The following is a 16,060-nucleotide window of genomic DNA, read 5'->3' on the forward strand; positions in this document are numbered from 1 at the left end:
CCGTCCCGTTCGACGCACAGACGGAAGCCGGAACGACCGGCGCCCCGGCCCGCACCGGGCGGAGTCCGACACCGAGGAAGGCACCACCATGCGCTTCATGCTGATCGTCAAGGCCAACGAGGACTCCGAGGCCGGCGTCATGCCGACCAAGGAGGCGATGGACGCGATGAACCGGTTCAACGAGGAACTGATCAAGGCCGGCATCATGCTCGCCGCCGACGGCCTGCACCCCAGCTCCAACGGCGCCCGGCTCACCTTCAAGGGCGGGAAGGCCACCGTCACCGACGGGCCCTTCGCCGAGACCAAGGAACTCATCGCCGGCTTCTGGGTGCTCGACGTCAGTTCCCGCGAGGAGGCCCTGGAGTGGGCCGGCCGCGCCCCGTTCGAGGACGGCGCGGTGCTGGAGCTCCGCAAGGTCTTCGAGGCCTCCGACTTCCCGGCCGAGATCCTCAACCCGGAGGACGCCGCCAAGGAGCAGGCCTGGCGCGACGAGCACCAGAAGCCGATCACCGGCTGACCCCGTCCCGGCCCGTCCGGGGCCGCGCCGCGCTGGCCGCGGGCGGCCCCGGACTGCTGTGATGGGGAGCTGTGACGGCACCCGACACCCACCGCACCGTCGAAGCGGTCTGGCGGATCGAATCGGCCAGGATCATCGCCGGCCTGGCCCGGCTGGTCCGCGACGTCGGCCTCGCCGAGGAGGCCGCCCAGGACGCGCTGGTCGCCGCCCTGGAACAGTGGCCCGAGGCCGGCGTGCCCGACAACCCGGGCGCCTGGCTCACCGTCACCGCCCGCCGCCGCGCCGTCGACCGGATCCGCCGCGAGGCCGGGCTCGCCGAGAAGCTCCGCCTCGTCGGCCACGACCTGGAGACCGACCCGCCGCAGGGCCCGCAGCCGGAGCAGGCCGTCCTCGCCGACGAGATCGAGGACGACCTGCTCCGGCTGGTCTTCACCGCCTGCCACCCGGTGCTCTCCACCGAGGCCCGGGTCGCCCTCACCCTGCGGCTGCTCGGCGGCCTGTCCACCGAGGAGATCGCCCGCGCCTTCCTCACCGCCGAGGCCACCGTCGCCCAGCGGATCGTCCGTGCCAAGCGCACCCTCGCCAAGGCCGAAGTCCCCTTCGAGGTGCCGGAGGGCGAGGAACTCGCCCCGCGGCTCGCCTCGGTGCTCGAAGTCGTCTACCTCGTCTTCAACGAGGGCTACGCCGCCACCGCCGGCGACGACTGGATGCGGCCCGCCCTCTGCGAGGAGGCGATGCGGCTCGGCCGCGTGCTCACCGGCCTGATGCCCCGCGAACCCGAGGTGCACGGCCTGATCGCCCTGATGGAGATCCAGGCCTCCCGCACCCCCGCCCGCACCGGCCCGGGCGGTGAGCCGGTTCTGCTGCTCGACCAGGACCGCAGCCGCTGGGACCGGCTGCTGATCCACCGCGGCCTCGCCGCCCACGACCGTGCCGAGGCCCTCGCCGCCGAGCAGGGCACCCCGCCCGGCCCGTACGCCCTGCAGGCCGCCATCGCCGCCTGCCACGCCCGGGCCGGCACCGCCGGACAGACCGACTGGGTGCGGATCGCCGCCCTCTACACCGCCCTCGCCACCCGCAGCCCCTCACCGGTGGTCGACCTCAACCGGGCCGTCGCGCTCGGCATGGCCTTCGGCCCGCAGACCGGCCTCGACCTGGCCGACGAACTCGCCGACGAACCCGCCCTGCGCGGCTACCACCTGCTGCCCGGCGTCCGCGGCGACCTGCTGGCCAGGCTCGGTCGGCACGGCGAGGCCGCCGCCGAGTTCACCCGCGCCGCCGGCCTCACCCGCAACGCCCGCGAGCGCGGCGTACTGCTCGCCCGCGCCGCGGAGAGCGCCCGGGCCGCGGACGGCCGACCCGCCCCACCGGAGCGTCCCGGTCCCTGACGTTCGGGCAGACTGGACAGGACGTCATCCGGCCGAGGGGGAGCGGGACATGGGGGTGCGCGACGGCGCGCAGGAATTCGGCCGCCGGGCCGGCACGGCGCTCGGCACGGCCGCGCGGACCGGCCGGGCCAAGGCCCGCAACGTCGTCGGCGAGGGCGACTGGGTCCGGCGGGCGCTCGCCACCCTGCCGCCGCCCGAGGCACCGGCCACCGAGGACTGGGAGGTGTCGATCGCCGCCCTGATCGGCCGCCACCCGCGCGTCCCCGGACCGGCGGTCTGGCTGCTCCACCAGCTGGACGGGCTCGGCCAGGTCGCCTTCGGCCCGGAGAAGGTCGGCTTCGACGGCGAGGACGTCCCCTGGACGAAGGTGCAGGAACTGCGCCTGCACTCCACGCTCGACCTGCTGCCCGACGTCGTCCTCGACAAGGAGGTCGACCGGATCAGGGAGTTCCTGCCGCCGGTGCCCGGCCGCAAGTGGGTCGTCGCCCGCGCCGCCGAGGGCCTGCTCACCCTGGTGATGGCGGCCGCGGAGGCGGCCGAGGCCGCCGGCCGCGAGGAGCGGCTGCTGCCCTGCGAGATCGTCCACCGCGGACTGCTCGGGCGGCCGCGGCAGCTCGGCGGCGGCCTGTTCGCCGCCACCGCGCTCGCCGCCCTGCCGGCCGCCGCCGACAGCCTGGTGGCCACCGCGAAGGCCCACGGCGTCCCGGTCGTCCCCGTGGAGCCGACCGGGACCCGCGCCGACCGCGCCGAACGCCTGCGGGCCGCCTCCGGCCGCCTCCGCGACCGCCTCAGCACCCTCCTCGCCGAAGCCCCGGACACCCCCGAGATCCCCCACCCGACCGAACCCCCCAAGGCCCTCGGCTGACGGACTCGAAGCCGGAGGGCGCCCCAGGCAGGTCTGGGCGCACCCCCCAGGGGCGCGTGAGGCACCTCCCGGCCGAAGGCTGGGGAGAACTGCGCAATCCGGATGCGGCGAACCGTACGGGACCGACCCGCCACGGTGACCGTACGTCAGGACTGCACGGGCTCCACCGCTTCCTCGTCCGGTGCCGGCTGCGCCGCACCGCGTTGCCGGACCGGCATCCACCGGCGGGTGCGCAGTGCGGCCAGGCGTCCGGCCGCGGGCTCCGTCCAGCGGGCCGCCAGCGGGCCGACGATCACCAGGATGAGCACGTAGGCGGTGGCCAGCGGGCCGAGGTCCGGTTCGATGCCGGCGGTGACCGCCAGCCCGGCGATGACGATGGAGAACTCGCCGCGGGCGACCAGCGCTCCGCCCGTCCGCCAGCGTCCCCGCGGTCCGATGCCGGCCCGGCGGGCGGCCCAGTACCCCGTGGCGATCTTCGTGAGCGCGGTGACGAGCGCGAGGGCCAGTGCGGGCAGCAGCACCGGCGGGATCGAGGTCGGGTCGGTGCTCAGGCCGAAGAAGACGAAGAAGACCGCCGCGAAGAGGTCCCGCAGCGGGCTGAGCAGCGTGTGCGCACCCTCGGCGGCCTCGCCGGAGAGGGCGATGCCGACCAGGAAGGCGCCGACCGCAGCCGACACCTGCAGCTTCTGGGCGATGCCGGCCACCAGCAGGGTGAGGCCGAAGACCACCAGCAGCAGCTTCTCCGGGTCGTCGTGCGAGACGAACTTCGAGATCACCCGGCCGTAGCGGAGTGCGACGAAGAGCACCGCGCCGGCCGTGGCGAGGGCGATCGCCAGGGTGATGCTGCCGGCGAGCAGTCCGGCGCCGGCCAGCAGGGCGGTGAGGATCGGCAGGTAGAGGGCCATCGACAGGTCCTCCAGCACCAGGACGCTGAGGATCACCGGGGTCTCCCGGTTGCCGAGCCGGCCGAGGTCGCCGAGCACCTTGGCGATCACTCCGGAGGAGGAGATCCAGGTGACGCCGGCCAGCACCACGGCGGCCACCGGACCCCAGCCGAGCAGCAGTCCGGCGGCCGCGCCCGGCAGCGCGTTGAACGCGAAGTCGACGGCGCCGGCCGGGTACTGCTGCTTGAGGTTGGTCACCAGGTCGGCGGCGGTGTACTCCAGGCCGAGCATGAGCAGCAGCAGGACGACGCCGATCTCGGCGCCGGTCGCGACGAACTCCTCGCTGGAGCTGAGCGGCAGCAGCCCGCCGTGGCCGAAGGCCAGGCCGCCGAGGAGGTAGAGGGGTATCGGGGACTGCCCGTACCGGCTCGCGAGCCGGCCGAGCAGGCCGAGGACGAGGACGACGGTGCCGAGTTCGATGAAGACGGTGGCGGTGTGCACCCGATCACTCCCGTCCCAGGATCGCGGCGGCGGCGTCCACGCCCTCGCGGGTGCCGATGACGATGAGGGTGTCCCCGCCTGCCAGCCGGAAGTCCGGGCCGGGGGAGGGCACCGCGCCGGTGCGGCGGAGCACCGCGACGATGGAGACGCCGGTGGCCGTGCGCATCCTGGTGTCGCCGAGCAGCCGGCCGTTCCAGTACGAGGTGCCGCCGAGCGGGATGCGTTCGGCGACCAGCCCGAGGTCGGTGGTGTGCAGCACGCCGGGGCTGTGGTGGGCGGGCATCAGCGCGTCGACCAGGGCGGTCGACTCGTCCGCCGTCAGGTGCAGGGCCTGCGCGCAGGCGTCGGGGTCGTCGGCGCGGTAGACGTTGAGGCTGCGGGTGCCGTCGCGGTGGGCGATGACGGAGAGGTGCCGGTGTTCTCGGGTCGTCAGGTCGTACTGGATGCCCACACCGGGCAGGCTGGTCGTCCGGACTCGGGGAACGGGCATGGCGTCTGTCCTCTCGTCAGCGGATCCGGGCAGCGCGCAGCGCGGACTGCCGCGCGGGGCGCGGTGCCAGGATGCGGAATCGGCCGTCCTATAGTAATGAAAAGGTAAAGCGGCTTGCCCGGGCGGATCGCGGACGTCTCGATGGCCGCCCGGCCCGGCGCATGCCAGGCTGGACGGTATGAAGGTGATCGAGCTCATCCTCAACGTCCTGTGGCTGCTGTTCTGCGGCCTCTGGATGGCGATCGGCTACGCGGTGGCCGGGATCATCTGCTTCATCCTGATCATCACGATCCCGTTCGGCATCGCGTCCTTCCGGCTCGCCGGCTACGTGCTGTGGCCGTTCGGCCGCACGACGGTGGACAACCCCGACGCCGGTCCCGCCTCCTGCGTCGGCAACGTGATCTGGCTGATCTTCGCCGGCTGGTGGCTGGCCATCGCCCACTTCGTGACCAGCATCCCGCTCTTCCTGTCGATCATCGGCATCCCGTTCGGCTGGGCGAACCTCAAGATGATCCCGATCTCGCTCGCGCCGCTCGGCCGCGAGGTCGTCAGCACCGACGAGCGCTTCGCCGGCTGGTGAGCCCCGGCCCCGGGTCGCGGCCAAAGGCCCGGGCGCCCGCCCGGACCTGACGCCCCGGCACCGGGAGGCCGGGGCGGCGCACGGCACGCGCTACGGTGGGCCGGTCCCCACGCCCCGCCGCCGAGGAGAGCCGTGCCCAGCTGGCGCGCCACCCTGACCGCCGCCGCCGTCACCGAGGCGCCGCTGCGTGCCGACTACACGGCCGCCGCCCGGCGCGTCCTGCGCCGCGAGCAGGCCCCCTACCTGGCGCTGCGGCTGCTCGCCGCCCCGCCCCTGGTGCCCTACCTGGCCGCCGGGCTCGCCTTCATGAACCTCGTCGACGACACCGCCGAGAACGGCACCGCCCGGGAACGGGCCGACGGCCTCAAGGACCTCGCCGAGCGCACCGCCGAGGCGCTCGACACCCCCGCCCGCAGCACCGACCCGGTGCTGCGGGCCTACGCGCACGCCGTCCGCACCCGCGGACTCCCCGAGCACTGGGTGCACGGCTTCCTCGCCGGAGCGGCCACCGCCGAGGCCGCCTTCACCGGCTTCGGCACCGAGCAGGACTACCAGGACTACCTCGACGCCTACGCCCTGCCCGGCATCCTGGTCTTCACCGGCCTGCAGTACGCCGGCGGCCCCGACGGGGAGCAGACCCGGGCCTGGCGCCGGTTCGTCGACGCCGCCCAGCGGGTCGACTTCCTCGCCGACCTGGCCGGCGACCTCGCCGCCGGACGGCTCTGCATCCCCCGCGAACGCCTCGTCGAGCACGGCGTCACCCCCGAGGACCTGCGGGCGGCCCGCGACACCGCCGCCGTCCGCGCCCTGCTCGCCGACCAGTGCGCCCGGGCCCGCCGCGCCCTGGACGCCTCCGCGGACGTCGTCGACCACGCCGACCCCGGTCTGCGGGCCGTCGGCCGCACCATGACCGACCTGATGGCCCACCAGCTCACCGCCGTCGAACGGGCCGGCGCCGGCGCCCTCCGCCGCGACATCGGCTACGGCCTCCTCGCCCCGCTGCGCATCCTCGCCCGGGCCCGCCGCCGCCCCTGAAACGGTTGGACAACCCGCCCGCCCGCGGAGCAGGCTGGCGCCCAGTACGGATCGGCGCCGCCCCCGAGCGAGGAGTCCCATGACCGCGACACCGTCCACCGACCCGGCCGCCGACCCCTCCGGTCTGCCCGAGCGCAGCCGTCCGGTCGCCGAGGCCCTCGCCGCCGCCGGTGTCGGCGCCGCGATCCGGGTCCTGCCGGACTCGGCACGGACGGCCGCCGAGGCCGCGGCCGCCCTCGGCTGCGAGGTCGGCGCGATCGCCAACAGCCTGGTCTTCGTCTGCGACGGCGCCCCGCTGCTGGTGATGACCAGCGGCGCGCACCGGGTGGACACCGCCTTCCTCGCCGAGCGCCTGGGCACCGGGCCGATCACCCGGGCCGGTGCGCAGCAGGTCCGCGAGGCCACCGGGCAGGCGATCGGCGGCGTCGCCCCGGTCGGCCACCCGGCGCCGCTGCGCACCGTCGTCGACACCGCGCTGGAGGCCCATCCGGTGCTCTGGGCGGCCGCCGGCCACCCGCACACCGTGCTCCCGCTGACCTACCGCGAACTGCTGCACCTGACCGCGGGCGAACCCGCCCCCGTCACCGCGGACTGACCGGCCGGGCGGCACTCACACCCGGACGAGCGCCTTGCCGACGGTCTCGCCCCGCAGCATGCCGAGGAAGGCGTCCACGATCCGGTCGAAGCCGTCCACCACGGTCTCGTCCGATCGGACCAGGCCGCTTCGCAGGTGGGGTACCAGGAACCCGTACAGCTCGTCGCGCACCGCCAGGTGGTTGCGGACGAGGAAGCCCTCCAGCCGCAGGCTCTTGCCGACGACGTCGTACAGGTTGCGCGGCGCGGCGGGGTGGCTCGGCGCTGTTGTACTGGGCGACGGCGCCGCACCAGGCGATCCGCCCGTGGTCGCGGAGCACCTCGATCGCCCCCTCCAGGTGGTCGCCGCCGACGTTGTCGAAGTAGACGTCGACGCCGTCGGGGGCGGCCGCCCAGCTGCTGCTGCCCGCCGTGATCGCCCGGGTCACCGCCCGGCACCCGGGGCTGGCCCCGCAGGTGCGGATCGTGCGGGAGCTGGGGCCCGGCACGGCAGGCGAGGTCGCGGACGGCCGGGCCGACCTCGGCATCGCCACCGTCGACCCCGAGGCCGGACCCCCACCCGGCCTCGTCGTGGTGCCGCTCTTCGAGGAGTCCTACGCCCTCGTCCACCCGGCCGGCCACACCCGGCCCAAGGAGCTCCCGCTGGTCGACTGGGACGAGAACTGCAGCTCCTACACCAGGAGCTGGTGGTCCGAGCAGGACTGGCTGCCGCCCGCCACGATCCGGGTCGAGGACGACACCGTGGTGCTCTCCCTGGTCGCCCAAGGCGCCGGGATGGCCGTGGTACCCGGACTCAGCCTGCTCGGCGCCCCGCCCGGCCTCGCCGTCACCGACCTCGGCCCGAGACCGCCGAGCCGTCGGATCGGGTACGTCACCACTCCCGCGCTCGCCCGCACCGCGGCCGTCCGCGCACTCGTCCGCGAGCTGCGATCGGCGCCGCTGCCGACCGGGCTGGCGGCCGTTCAGCGGCCGTCCCGCTCGCCTTCCTGATCCGCCTCGACGGCCTCGCGCAGCCGACGGAACTCGGCGGCGATGCCGTCCGGCGTGTAGTGCGCGTTGAGCCCGCTCGGGTTGGGCAGCACCCAGACCGCGGTCGCGCCGATGCCCTCCGGCTGCGGCCCGACCCGGGCCTTCGGCCGCCCGAACGCCGCCCGGTAGGCGCCGATGCCGAGCACCGCCAGGACCTCGGGCCGCAGTCGCCCGACCCGCTCGACCAGGGCGGCCCCGCCCGTCCGGTACTCGTCCGCGGTCAGCTCGTCCGCCCGGGCCGTGGTGCGCGCCACCACGTTGGTGATGCCGAGGCCGTACCCGAGCAGCTCGTCCTGCTCGTCGGGACGCAACTGCCGCGGGGTGAACCCCGAGCGGTGCAGCGCGGGCCAGAAGCGGTTGCCCGGCCGCGCGAAGTGCCGGCCCGTGGCGCCGGACCACAGGCCCGGGTTGATCCCGCAGAACAGCACCCGCAGCCCGGGAGCCGCCACGTCAGGGATCGTCGCGTCGTGCGCGGCCGCCAGCTCCTCGGCCGTCGGACGGCGGAAGGGACTCGTCATGCCCCCATCCTGACCGATGGATAGTCAGTTCGAATATTCGGCTGACCCGGCGGCGCTGAGCAGCGCAGAATGACGGAATGTCATACGAACTCAACGCTCTGCTCGCCACCGCCGACCTGCTCGACGTGGTGGCGGCCGAAGTGCCGGTCGCGCAGGTCGCGCGACTGGCGCAGGGCCTGGCGCTGATCCCGATGACCGAGCGGCTGCACGGCGTCCTGAACGTCCCCGGCGACCGTGCCGAGCCGGGCTTCACCCGCTTCCCCGCCGGATTCGGCCGCAGACTGGAGGCCTGGTCGCAGGCCGGCCCGATCGCCTACGTCGAGGCCGACTTCTTCGGCGGCGCCGGCACCCAGCAGGCAGCCGTCTGGCTGCACGGCCGGATCGACCTCGGACCGCTGCGCATCGAGGAGGACGAGCCGCGGTCCGCCGACGGCACCCCCATCTCGCAGGCGCTGCGCCGGCTCGGCGCGACCGTGCCGGAGGGGCGCTTCGACGAGTTCGACGCCGTCGGGCTCGGGGCGCAGCGCCACTCGGCCGACTGGGTCCGCGGCTGACCCGCCCGGCCGGAGGCTGCTCCGGGGCTGCGGCTCCCGGTCAGGGGCCGACGTGCGCGAGGATGCGCCTGAGGTACTCCGCCCGGTCGGACAGCAGCACGATGCTGACGGCGATCCGGTTCCCGCCGAGCGGCAGGAAGACGGAGCCCGCGACGGGGAGCGCGGTCACGTCGAGCCGGAACCCGGCCAGCCGGACACCGGTGGCCCGCTCGTGCTCGCGCAGGAAGTCCCGGATCCGGGGAACGGCGCGACTGGGGCTGGTGGCGCGGGCGACCTCACGTTTGCGGGCGGCGCTCCACGCCTGCAGGGCGGCGAAGTTCTCCGTGACGACACGGTCCAGCGGAGCATCCGGCAGGACGGGGGAGCCGGGTTCGTCCTGCCCGGTCGGCGGCAGGGCGCGGTCCCACCAGTGCCGCCACGCCGCGCCGGCTCCGTCGGCCGGGGCGGCCGGGTCGACGGCCAGCTCCGGTGGAGGCGCCACCGGAGGCAACCCCGGTGGGCCGGCGATGCCGAGCGCGTCGCGGATCGCCAGCGCGAACGCCGCGTCGTGCGAGTAGTCCAGGGACACCGACCACGGCGCGCCCGACATCGCTGTCATGCGGTCATCCTCCGATCAGACGACGTAGTCGCGGTCGCTGGGACCGCCGCTGGAGCAGATCTCGCCGTCCCACAGCAGCGCGTCGCTGGAAGGGGTGACGCCCGCGGTCTCCCAGGTCACGCCACCGCTCCGCACGTCCCACTCGCCGCGCCAGGACGTGTCCACCCCCAGGCCGCCACCCCACGAGTGCGAGTCCGAGCCGTACTTGTCGGACCTGTTGACCTGCCAGTGGTAGGCGACCGCACCCGTGTTGAGGTCGAAGCCGGTCTCGATCTCGGAGACGAAACCGCCGACCGGGTGGATCCACAGGTAGGCGTCGCCGCAGTCCCCCTCGACGACGTTGTGCGGACTCACCGCCGCCGCTCCGACGCCGGCCTTCGCCCGGTAGGGGCTGCCGTCCGGGTTGGTCGCCGAAGCGGTCGGTACCACGCGCTCGCGGCCGTCCGGGCCGGTCACCACCTCGAAGCCGTGCGACTCCGCGACCTTCCGGTCAACGCCGCGGACCGTCATCCTGACGACCGTCGCGCCGGCCGGCGGCACGTGCTTCGACGCCTGTACGGCCGGTGCCGGCTGTGCCGCCCCGGCCGTCCGGCCGTCCGAGGGCGCCGCCTGGGCAGTGCCGGCGCAGGCCGCCGCGAGCAGGCACGCGGTGAAACCCGCAGCCAGCGCATGCCTGAGCGATGAACGCATCACGATCCCCCCTCGACTGCCGCAACGTCCCGCACAGGGCCCTCGCCCAGGCCGGGCGGCAGACGCAGGCGACGCTATCCCCTTGTCCTCCAAGGGTCGTTCGACGGCGATCCGATTGGCTCGTTCGCATCGGCGGCATGGCCGGTTCCGCCGTGGTGGCGGTAGCGGCGAGTCGCTCGGCCCTGCGCCCGGGCGGCGGCCGAACCGACCGGTCGCCGGCGGCGCTCAACACCCGGCGCACATGCGGCGGGAGGGCGCATCGAGGGCGGCGGGGGCCGTTTCCGGCACTCCGCCCCGATGCGCCCTCCCGGGTCGGAACGACTAGCGGTAGTTCACGAACTGGATCGCGAAGTCGAGGTCCTTGCCCTTGAGCAGCGCCTGGACGGCCTGCAGGTCGTCACGGCTCTTCGAGCTGACCCGCAGCTCGTCGCCCTGGACCTGCGCCTTGACGCCCTTCGGGCCCTCATCGCGGATGATCTTGGCGACCTTCTTGGCGTCGTCGGTGGTGATGCCCTCCTTGACGTCCGCGAAGATCTTGTACTCCTTGCCGGACAGCTGGGGGTCGGCGGCGTCCAGGGCCTTCAGCGAGAGCCCGCGCTTGATGAACTTGCTCTGGAGGACGTCCAGGATCGCCTTGACCCGCTCCTCGCCGTTGGCCTTCATCTCGATCTTGTCGCCCGACCGGCTGATCTCGCCGCCGACGCCCTTGAAGTCGAAGCGCGTGGCGATCTCGCGGGAGGTCTGGTTGATCGCGTTGTCGACCTCCTGCCACTCGACCTTCGAGACGATGTCGAAACTGGAGTCGGCCATGGGTGTTGGTCTCCTTGGGTACTGGCTGCACGGTCACTGCCCGGCCGTACGGCGCGGGCACCGCCCAAGCCTATCCAGCGCGGCCCTGCGCTGCCCCCGTCCGCCGCGGCCGACCCGTGATCGCGCCCCCGGCAACCGAGTGGCGAACCACCCCCATCCATCAGGTATTGTTTACCGCGTCGAACGGGGCAGCGCCCCGGGGGACACCATCCTGGCTGGTTGCCCGAGCGGCCAAAGGGAGCAGACTGTAAATCTGTCGCGCAAGCTACGCAGGTTCGAACCCTGCACCAGCCACAGGATAGAAAACAGCCCCTGATCTGCGGAAACGCAGGTCGGGGGCTGTTTCGTCGTGTCGGGCCGTCTCTGCTCAGGGGGTGGCGCCGATGGGGACGGACATGGCTGCGGCCTCGGTGGCGTCGACGGGTACGGCGGCTTCGGGGCGGCGCAGGTCGAGCGCGATGAGGACGGCGGCGGCGACGCCCAGGTAGACGAGCAGGGTGGTCAGTGCCTGGCCGGTCCCGTGGCCGTCGAAGTAGATCGTGTGGTGCAGCAGGATGTAGCCGTTGCGCGGCGGCAGGTAGGGGCCGATGTCGCGCCAGAAGGCGGGCAGGTACGGCACGCCGGACGCGCCGCCGGAGGACGGGTTGCCGAAGAGGATCATCACGACGACCGTCACCAGGGTGCCCACGGGCCCGAGCAGCTTCTGCAGGATCGCGGCGACGAAGGCGACCACGGCGACGATCAACGAGCAGATCGGCCAGGTGATCCAGAACTTGTGGCTGGGGAACCCCTGCAGCCAGTAGCAGACGATCAGGTCGATGACGAGGCCGCTCACGACGGCGAACCCGGCGAGCTGGGCGGCCCGCCAGCGGCCCGCCGCCCTGCCGGTGGCGGCCATGAGCAGGGTCGAGCTCATGTAGCCGCCGATGAGCAGCGGCACCAGCATGAGCCCCTGGACCAGGCCGAACGGGTCCTTGGCCGCGAGCGGCGTCGGCGCGTACTGCTGCAGGGCCACCTTCTGGCCGGTGGCCTTCGCGGCCTCCTCGAACTTCACCGCGAGGTCGAGCGGCGCGAGGTCGCTCATGGACGGCACCACGATCAGGGTGTTCGAGGTGCCGGAGGAGACCAGCGCGCCGAAGATCCGGGCCTCGTCGATCGCCGTCTTGGCCGCCGCCTCGTTCGGGTACTGGGTGACCTTCAGGGAGATGGTCTTCTGGGCCGCGGGCAGGACGGGCGAGGTGCCGACCACGCCGAACGGCAGGTCGGTGGCCTTGGGGGCGTGCGAGGCGCTCATGTAGTTGGTCGCGAACAGGCACTGCATGACCGCGCAGATGCCCAGCGCCGCGAGCATTCCGATCACGGCGCGCCGGCGGTCGGGAGGGGGCGCCGCGGCGGCGGCCGGAGCCGTCGCGCCGGCGGCGCGGGCGGCCGCCCGGGCCGGTCTGATCCGGCCGTACCAGCCGATGACGGCCGTTCCGGCCGCGGCGTAGAGGAACAGGACGACCAGCGGGGTGGAGATGTCGCTCCCGCCGAAGTAGAGCACGTGGTTGATCAGGGTGACCGCGCTCTGCGGTGGCAGGACCACGCCGATGTTGCGCCAGTAGACCGGCAGCAGGTAGGTGCCCAGCCCGCCCGCGGGCGGTCCGCCGATGACGATGAAGAGCACCGCTACCAGCAGCGTGCCCATCTTCCCGACCAGGGCCTGCATCGCGGCGGCGCTCAGCGCCACGGCCGAGGTGACGAGCCAGAAGCACGGCAGCAGCGGCCAGAAGTGGCTGCTGGAGTACGCGCCGATCCCCAGGCCGGCGATCAGGTCGGTCAGCAGCGCGCCCACCAGCGCGTATCCGATCAGGATGGCTGCGCGCCACGGTGCGGCGGCGACGCCGTGGGCAGCCTTGTAGACCAGCACCGCGGCCAGGTAGCCGCCGATCAGCAGTGGCAGCAGCAACAGCGACGTCACTGCGCCGACCGGGTCGGTGGAGGCGAGCGGCTTGACCGTCTGCACGGTCACCGGCCGGCCCAGCTTGTGGGCCGCGTCGAGGAACGCCGGCTCCAGCTCGGTCTGGGCGAAGAAGCTCTTCGACGGAACCACGATCAGCGTGTCACTGGCACCGCCGCTGACGTACGCGCCGTACAGCTCGCCCCGATCGGCCGCGTTCGTGACGGCGGAGGCGCTCGGATAGCCGGCCAGGTCGAGCCCCGTCTGCGATGCCACCGCGGCGACCACGGGCGAGGGCGGCCCGGTCACGCCGAAGGGCATGTTCCGCGGAACGAGCAGCTGCTGGGCACTGACGAGGCACAGGGCGAGCAGGGCCTGTGCGAAGAGCACCAGCCCCAGCGCGAAGACGATCTTCGCTGCGGCCCTCCGTTCCCCTGCCGCCGGAGCCGCCTGCTTCGCCATCCCTGACCTCCAGCCGACCGTCGCCGCACGTGGGCCGCCGCAGCCCGATTCGTTTCCGTCAGCAATCACCACACGGTCCCGACCGCCCGGCAACCCAGGAGGCGCCCGGAGGTGACGCCCGGTCTGGGCCGTGGGCCGCGGGGCGGCAGCACGGCTGGCGGGGTTCAGCGGGCGTCGACCCGCCAGAGCAGCGCCGGTGTGAGCAGCCGCCGGTACGGCTCGCTCTGGAACTGCAGGGGCGGGGCCATGTCGCCGAACGACGCGGCGAAGGCGCGTGGCGAACGGGCCAGTGCCGCGAGCACCCCGGCCGCCACCTCGGGCCCCGGGCGCGGTCCTCGGCCGTGAGCCGGGTCCGCGTCCCGTCGGTGAGGAACGACGTCCCGGCGTCGACGGTGCGCTCAGCCGTTGCCGATCCGGTGTTTATCCGTCGAGCGCAGAGTGGTTGCCGGGCCGCGGGGAAGTCCCGGGGCCGGACCGTACGGGGGAATCACGATGGGAACCGCACGCAGGATCGGAACAGCCGCACTCGCGCTGGCCGCCGCCGGGGCGTTGTCGCTCGGCGCGGCCGGCTCGGCCTCCGCCGCCGACACGGCGAGGACGGCGAAGGGCGCGAAGGCGGCCGAGGCGCCGGCACTGGCCTCGGCCGCCCGCAGCGTCAACGTGTCGTTCAGCAACTGGACGGGCTGCACCCTCACCCGCGAGGAGTGGGGCCTCAGCCACGGCATCTGGACGGCGCAGCCGCCCGTCCGGATCTACGACCAGGGCACGGGCAGCTGGGCTTCCGAGTCGAACGGCTTCGCCACCGGCACCGAGGGCTACGCCCGGTTCTTCTCGGAGAACTGCGCCGACCCGGTGCTGAACGGCCGCCTGGTGCGGGTGCACTGGAACGACCCGTACGCGGGCTCCAACTCGTACGACTCCTCGGGCACGGACCTGAAGTTCTACGTCTCGCGGAGCGGCGGCTCGGGCAACAACGCGAGCGTCCAGTTCTCGGCCTGGGGCCGCTGACGGGAGCTCACCCGCGGAGCGCGGCACGGGGGAGCCGCGCCCGGGGGTGAGCGCACGGGGCCACGGGGGAGCAGCGCGGGCGGGCCGGCCACGGGGGACGGTCCGCCCGCGCTGCGTGCCCGGCGTCCGGCTCCGGCGGGTCAGTCCTCCGGGAGGGGCTGCCGGGGCAGGGCCAGGGCCACGGTGTCGGCGAACTCCCGGACGGCGCTGGTGCGGGACACCACCCGGCCGCGGTGCACCACCAGCCGGCTGTGCCCGCCCGCCAGCACCCCGGCCAGGTCGTCGCCGCGCACCGCCAGCAGCTCGGCCGGGAAACCCGCGTCCACCCGGACGGGCGGCAGCCCCAGCACGGCCCGCGCCCGGCCGGCGACCGCGTCGTACGCGTCCTCCGGGCCGAGCGCCCCCGAGGACGCCAGCAGGAAGGCGGCCTCCAGCGGATCGGCCCGCCCGACCGGCGCCGCGAGATCGCGCAGCGCCCCGCTGCCCGCCGCCAGAGGCACCCGGGCCTGCGTCAACTCGCGCACCACGGAGGGCCGCAGACCGCCGGGAGGGCGCTCGCCGCCGGCGCAGCCGCCGGACTGCGGCAGGCAGACCACCCGGACGCCCGCGCTCGCCAGCACGGTGGACGCGCCCGGGGCCAGCGCGTCGCACGGACCCAGTGTCACCCTCGGCCGGAGCGGCGCCAGCACACCCGTCATCCGGGCGAGCCGGCCCGGGTCGGCGCCCGAACAGTGCAGGTCGACGGGGAGGTCCGCCTCGCGGGCGGCCTCCAGCAGCACCTGCACGTACCCGACCGGGTCGGGGTCGGCCTCCGGGCAACCGCCCACCGCCGCGGCGCCCAGTCGGAGCGCCTCGCGCAGCTGCGCCCGGCCGTCCGCGCCGGCCCGGCCGGTGAGCAGCCGGGGCATGGCGACCGCCTGGAGGTCGGTCAGGCCGCGCAGCGCCTGCGCCGCGGTCAGCACCGCCTCCAGCCGGCCGAGCCCGTGCACGTCGCCGATCCGGACGTGGGTGCGCTGGGCGGTGGCGCCGTAGGCGAGTGCGGTGAGCGCGGCCTCGGTGACCCGGCGGACGAGCTCCGGCGGGCCGTCCGGCGGCGGGCCGGGCAGCGCCGCGGAGAAGGCGGTGTCGTAGTGGGCGTGCGGCTCGGCCGGGGCGGGCAGCAGCAGGTAGCCGGTGAGGTCGATCCGCGTCCCGCCGCTGCCGTCCGCCGCCCCTGAGGCCGGCGGCAGCGGACCGAGGCCGCCCGGGGTGCCCACCGCCAGGATGCGCTCGCCGGCGATCCGGACGTCCACCACCCGGCCGTCGGCGAGCCGGGCGCCGGTGAGCAGCAGGACGGGCTCCCGGCCGGGCGGCCCGTCGGCGGGTGCGTCTGCCCCGGTCATCGGCGCTCCTCCGGATCCTGTCGGCCGCGGCCTGCCGGTCGAGCCTAGGACGCAGGCGCACGGTCGCCGCGGAGGCGGGCGAAAGTCGTATCGGTCGGGCCGCCGGGATGCGCGGAGCCTCGAACGGCCGCACGGCCTGCGGGTGTCCGTGCGGCCCGCCCCACCTGGGATCTTCCGTGTCGGATACGGATTTCACCTCTGGCCCGGAACCGTGTA

18 protein-coding genes, 1 tRNA gene and 1 pseudogene are annotated in these 16,060 nt (G+C 74.4%); 10 read left to right on the top strand and 10 right to left on the bottom strand.

Annotated features, from left to right (window positions below):
- Nucleotides 1–88 precede the first annotated feature (88 nt).
- From ABD353_RS00425 to ABD353_RS00435, 3 genes are all read left to right on the top strand, one after another.
- On the top strand, nt 89–517 hold the full coding sequence (locus ABD353_RS00425; RefSeq protein WP_344621409.1) for a YciI family protein: 429 nt from the start codon (nt 89–91) through the stop codon (nt 515–517).
- A gap of 71 nt (nt 518–588) precedes the next feature.
- On the top strand, nt 589–1,905 hold the full coding sequence (locus ABD353_RS00430) for an RNA polymerase sigma factor (protein WP_344621410.1): 1,317 nt from the start codon (nt 589–591) through the stop codon (nt 1,903–1,905).
- Between the two features lie 49 nt (nt 1,906–1,954).
- Nucleotides 1,955–2,770, top strand: coding sequence for a hypothetical protein (locus ABD353_RS00435; protein ID WP_344621411.1), 816 nt, complete (start codon nt 1,955–1,957; stop codon nt 2,768–2,770).
- A 146-nt stretch (nt 2,771–2,916) separates the two neighbouring features.
- On the opposite strand, the gene ABD353_RS00440 is transcribed toward ABD353_RS00435, so the two are convergent.
- Both ABD353_RS00440 and ABD353_RS00445 read right to left on the bottom strand, forming a co-directional pair.
- Nucleotides 2,917–4,155 carry a cation:proton antiporter gene (locus tag ABD353_RS00440; protein WP_344621412.1) on the bottom strand — a complete coding sequence of 413 codons (1,239 nt, stop codon included), beginning with the start codon at nt 4,153–4,155 and terminating at the stop codon, nt 2,917–2,919.
- A gap of 4 nt (nt 4,156–4,159) precedes the next feature.
- Entirely contained in the window at nt 4,160–4,645 is a 486-nt protein-coding gene (locus ABD353_RS00445; RefSeq protein ID WP_344621413.1) for a cation:proton antiporter regulatory subunit, read from the bottom strand.
- 178 nt (nt 4,646–4,823) lie between these two features.
- Between ABD353_RS00445 and ABD353_RS00450 the strand changes: the two genes are divergently transcribed.
- From ABD353_RS00450 to ABD353_RS00460, 3 genes are all read left to right on the top strand, one after another.
- A complete protein-coding gene (locus ABD353_RS00450) occupies nt 4,824–5,225 on the top strand; it encodes a YccF domain-containing protein (protein WP_344621414.1) in 402 nt (133 codons plus the stop codon).
- 132 nt (nt 5,226–5,357) lie between these two features.
- Nucleotides 5,358–6,260 (top strand): squalene/phytoene synthase family protein, encoded by a 903-nt coding sequence (locus ABD353_RS00455; RefSeq protein WP_344621415.1) that lies wholly within the window; start codon nt 5,358–5,360, stop codon nt 6,258–6,260.
- 79 nt (nt 6,261–6,339) lie between these two features.
- Nucleotides 6,340–6,855 carry a YbaK/EbsC family protein gene (locus tag ABD353_RS00460; protein ID WP_344621416.1) on the top strand — a complete coding sequence of 172 codons (516 nt, stop codon included), beginning with the start codon at nt 6,340–6,342 and terminating at the stop codon, nt 6,853–6,855.
- Nucleotides 6,856–6,870: 15 nt separating this feature from the next.
- Here the strand turns inward: ABD353_RS00460 and ABD353_RS00465 are convergent.
- A pseudogene (locus ABD353_RS00465) lies at nt 6,871–7,243 on the bottom strand (zinc-binding dehydrogenase); the annotation flags it as partial.
- Nucleotides 7,244–7,265: 22 nt separating this feature from the next.
- Here ABD353_RS00465 and ABD353_RS00470 point away from each other — a divergent pair.
- Nucleotides 7,266–7,844, top strand: a complete 579-nt coding sequence (locus ABD353_RS00470) for a LysR family transcriptional regulator substrate-binding protein (protein ID WP_344621417.1) — start codon at nt 7,266–7,268, stop codon at nt 7,842–7,844.
- Here the strand turns inward: ABD353_RS00470 and mug are convergent.
- Nucleotides 7,817–8,401 carry a G/U mismatch-specific DNA glycosylase gene (gene mug, locus ABD353_RS00475; protein ID WP_344621418.1) on the bottom strand — a complete coding sequence of 195 codons (585 nt, stop codon included), beginning with the start codon at nt 8,399–8,401 and terminating at the stop codon, nt 7,817–7,819. The genes ABD353_RS00470 and mug overlap by 28 nt on opposite strands.
- Nucleotides 8,402–8,478: 77 nt before the next feature.
- On the opposite strand from mug, the gene ABD353_RS00480 reads away from it, so the two are divergent.
- Nucleotides 8,479–8,955 carry a hypothetical protein gene (locus ABD353_RS00480; RefSeq protein WP_344621419.1) on the top strand — a complete coding sequence of 159 codons (477 nt, stop codon included), beginning with the start codon at nt 8,479–8,481 and terminating at the stop codon, nt 8,953–8,955.
- 40 nt (nt 8,956–8,995) lie between these two features.
- Here the strand turns inward: ABD353_RS00480 and ABD353_RS00485 are convergent, their stop codons facing one another.
- From ABD353_RS00485 to ABD353_RS00495, 3 genes are all read right to left on the bottom strand, one after another.
- Nucleotides 8,996–9,553 (bottom strand): hypothetical protein, encoded by a 558-nt coding sequence (locus ABD353_RS00485; RefSeq protein ID WP_344621420.1) that lies wholly within the window; start codon nt 9,551–9,553, stop codon nt 8,996–8,998.
- A 15-nt stretch (nt 9,554–9,568) separates the two neighbouring features.
- The gene (locus ABD353_RS00490) at nt 9,569–10,063 is read right to left on the bottom strand and encodes a hypothetical protein (protein ID WP_344621421.1); all 495 of its coding nucleotides are present in this window, start codon (nt 10,061–10,063) and stop codon (nt 9,569–9,571) included.
- Between the two features lie 501 nt (nt 10,064–10,564).
- Nucleotides 10,565–11,053 (bottom strand): YajQ family cyclic di-GMP-binding protein, encoded by a 489-nt coding sequence (locus ABD353_RS00495; RefSeq protein ID WP_344621422.1) that lies wholly within the window; start codon nt 11,051–11,053, stop codon nt 10,565–10,567.
- A 213-nt stretch (nt 11,054–11,266) separates the two neighbouring features.
- Here ABD353_RS00495 and ABD353_RS00500 point away from each other — a divergent pair.
- Nucleotides 11,267–11,347, top strand: a tRNA-Tyr gene (locus ABD353_RS00500).
- A gap of 73 nt (nt 11,348–11,420) precedes the next feature.
- Here the strand turns inward: ABD353_RS00500 and ABD353_RS00505 are convergent.
- A complete protein-coding gene (locus ABD353_RS00505; protein ID WP_344621423.1) occupies nt 11,421–13,454 on the bottom strand; it encodes a hypothetical protein in 2,034 nt (677 codons plus the stop codon).
- 164 nt (nt 13,455–13,618) lie between these two features.
- Nucleotides 13,619–13,756 (bottom strand): hypothetical protein, encoded by a 138-nt coding sequence (locus ABD353_RS00510; RefSeq protein ID WP_344621424.1) that lies wholly within the window; start codon nt 13,754–13,756, stop codon nt 13,619–13,621.
- Between the two features lie 190 nt (nt 13,757–13,946).
- On the opposite strand from ABD353_RS00510, the gene ABD353_RS00515 reads away from it, so the two are divergent.
- Nucleotides 13,947–14,462 carry an aegerolysin family protein gene (locus tag ABD353_RS00515; protein WP_344621425.1) on the top strand — a complete coding sequence of 172 codons (516 nt, stop codon included), beginning with the start codon at nt 13,947–13,949 and terminating at the stop codon, nt 14,460–14,462.
- Between the two features lie 140 nt (nt 14,463–14,602).
- Here the strand turns inward: ABD353_RS00515 and ABD353_RS00520 are convergent, their stop codons facing one another.
- A complete protein-coding gene (locus ABD353_RS00520) occupies nt 14,603–15,844 on the bottom strand; it encodes an amidohydrolase family protein (RefSeq protein ID WP_344621426.1) in 1,242 nt (413 codons plus the stop codon).
- Nucleotides 15,845–16,060 lie beyond the last annotated feature (216 nt).

Origin of the sequence: Kitasatospora arboriphila (genome assembly GCF_039528095.1) — a bacterium.
Taxonomy (GTDB): Bacteria; Actinomycetota; Actinomycetes; order Streptomycetales; family Streptomycetaceae; genus Kitasatospora; species Kitasatospora arboriphila.

What these genes read in the sequence shown, in the direction of transcription:
- ABD353_RS00520 (WP_344621426.1), bottom strand. Translation starts at nt 15,844, where the DNA reads ATGACCGGGGCAGACGCACCCGCCGACGGGCCGCCCGGCCGGGAGCCC.
- ABD353_RS00505 (WP_344621423.1), bottom strand. Translation starts at nt 13,454, where the DNA reads ATGGCGAAGCAGGCGGCTCCGGCGGCAGGGGAACGGAGGGCCGCAGCG.
- ABD353_RS00495 (WP_344621422.1), bottom strand. Translation starts at nt 11,053, where the DNA reads ATGGCCGACTCCAGTTTCGACATCGTCTCGAAGGTCGAGTGGCAGGAG.
- ABD353_RS00460 (WP_344621416.1), top strand. Translation starts at nt 6,340, where the DNA reads ATGACCGCGACACCGTCCACCGACCCGGCCGCCGACCCCTCCGGTCTG.
- ABD353_RS00485 (WP_344621420.1), bottom strand. Translation starts at nt 9,553, where the DNA reads ATGACAGCGATGTCGGGCGCGCCGTGGTCGGTGTCCCTGGACTACTCG.
- ABD353_RS00490 (WP_344621421.1), bottom strand. Translation starts at nt 10,063, where the DNA reads ATGACGGTCCGCGGCGTTGACCGGAAGGTCGCGGAGTCGCACGGCTTC.
- ABD353_RS00450 (WP_344621414.1), top strand. Translation starts at nt 4,824, where the DNA reads ATGAAGGTGATCGAGCTCATCCTCAACGTCCTGTGGCTGCTGTTCTGC.
- ABD353_RS00445 (WP_344621413.1), bottom strand. Translation starts at nt 4,645, where the DNA reads ATGCCCGTTCCCCGAGTCCGGACGACCAGCCTGCCCGGTGTGGGCATC.
- ABD353_RS00515 (WP_344621425.1), top strand. Translation starts at nt 13,947, where the DNA reads ATGGGAACCGCACGCAGGATCGGAACAGCCGCACTCGCGCTGGCCGCC.
- ABD353_RS00435 (WP_344621411.1), top strand. Translation starts at nt 1,955, where the DNA reads ATGGGGGTGCGCGACGGCGCGCAGGAATTCGGCCGCCGGGCCGGCACG.
- ABD353_RS00425 (WP_344621409.1), top strand. Translation starts at nt 89, where the DNA reads ATGCGCTTCATGCTGATCGTCAAGGCCAACGAGGACTCCGAGGCCGGC.
- mug (WP_344621418.1), bottom strand. Translation starts at nt 8,401, where the DNA reads ATGACGAGTCCCTTCCGCCGTCCGACGGCCGAGGAGCTGGCGGCCGCG.
- ABD353_RS00480 (WP_344621419.1), top strand. Translation starts at nt 8,479, where the DNA reads ATGTCATACGAACTCAACGCTCTGCTCGCCACCGCCGACCTGCTCGAC.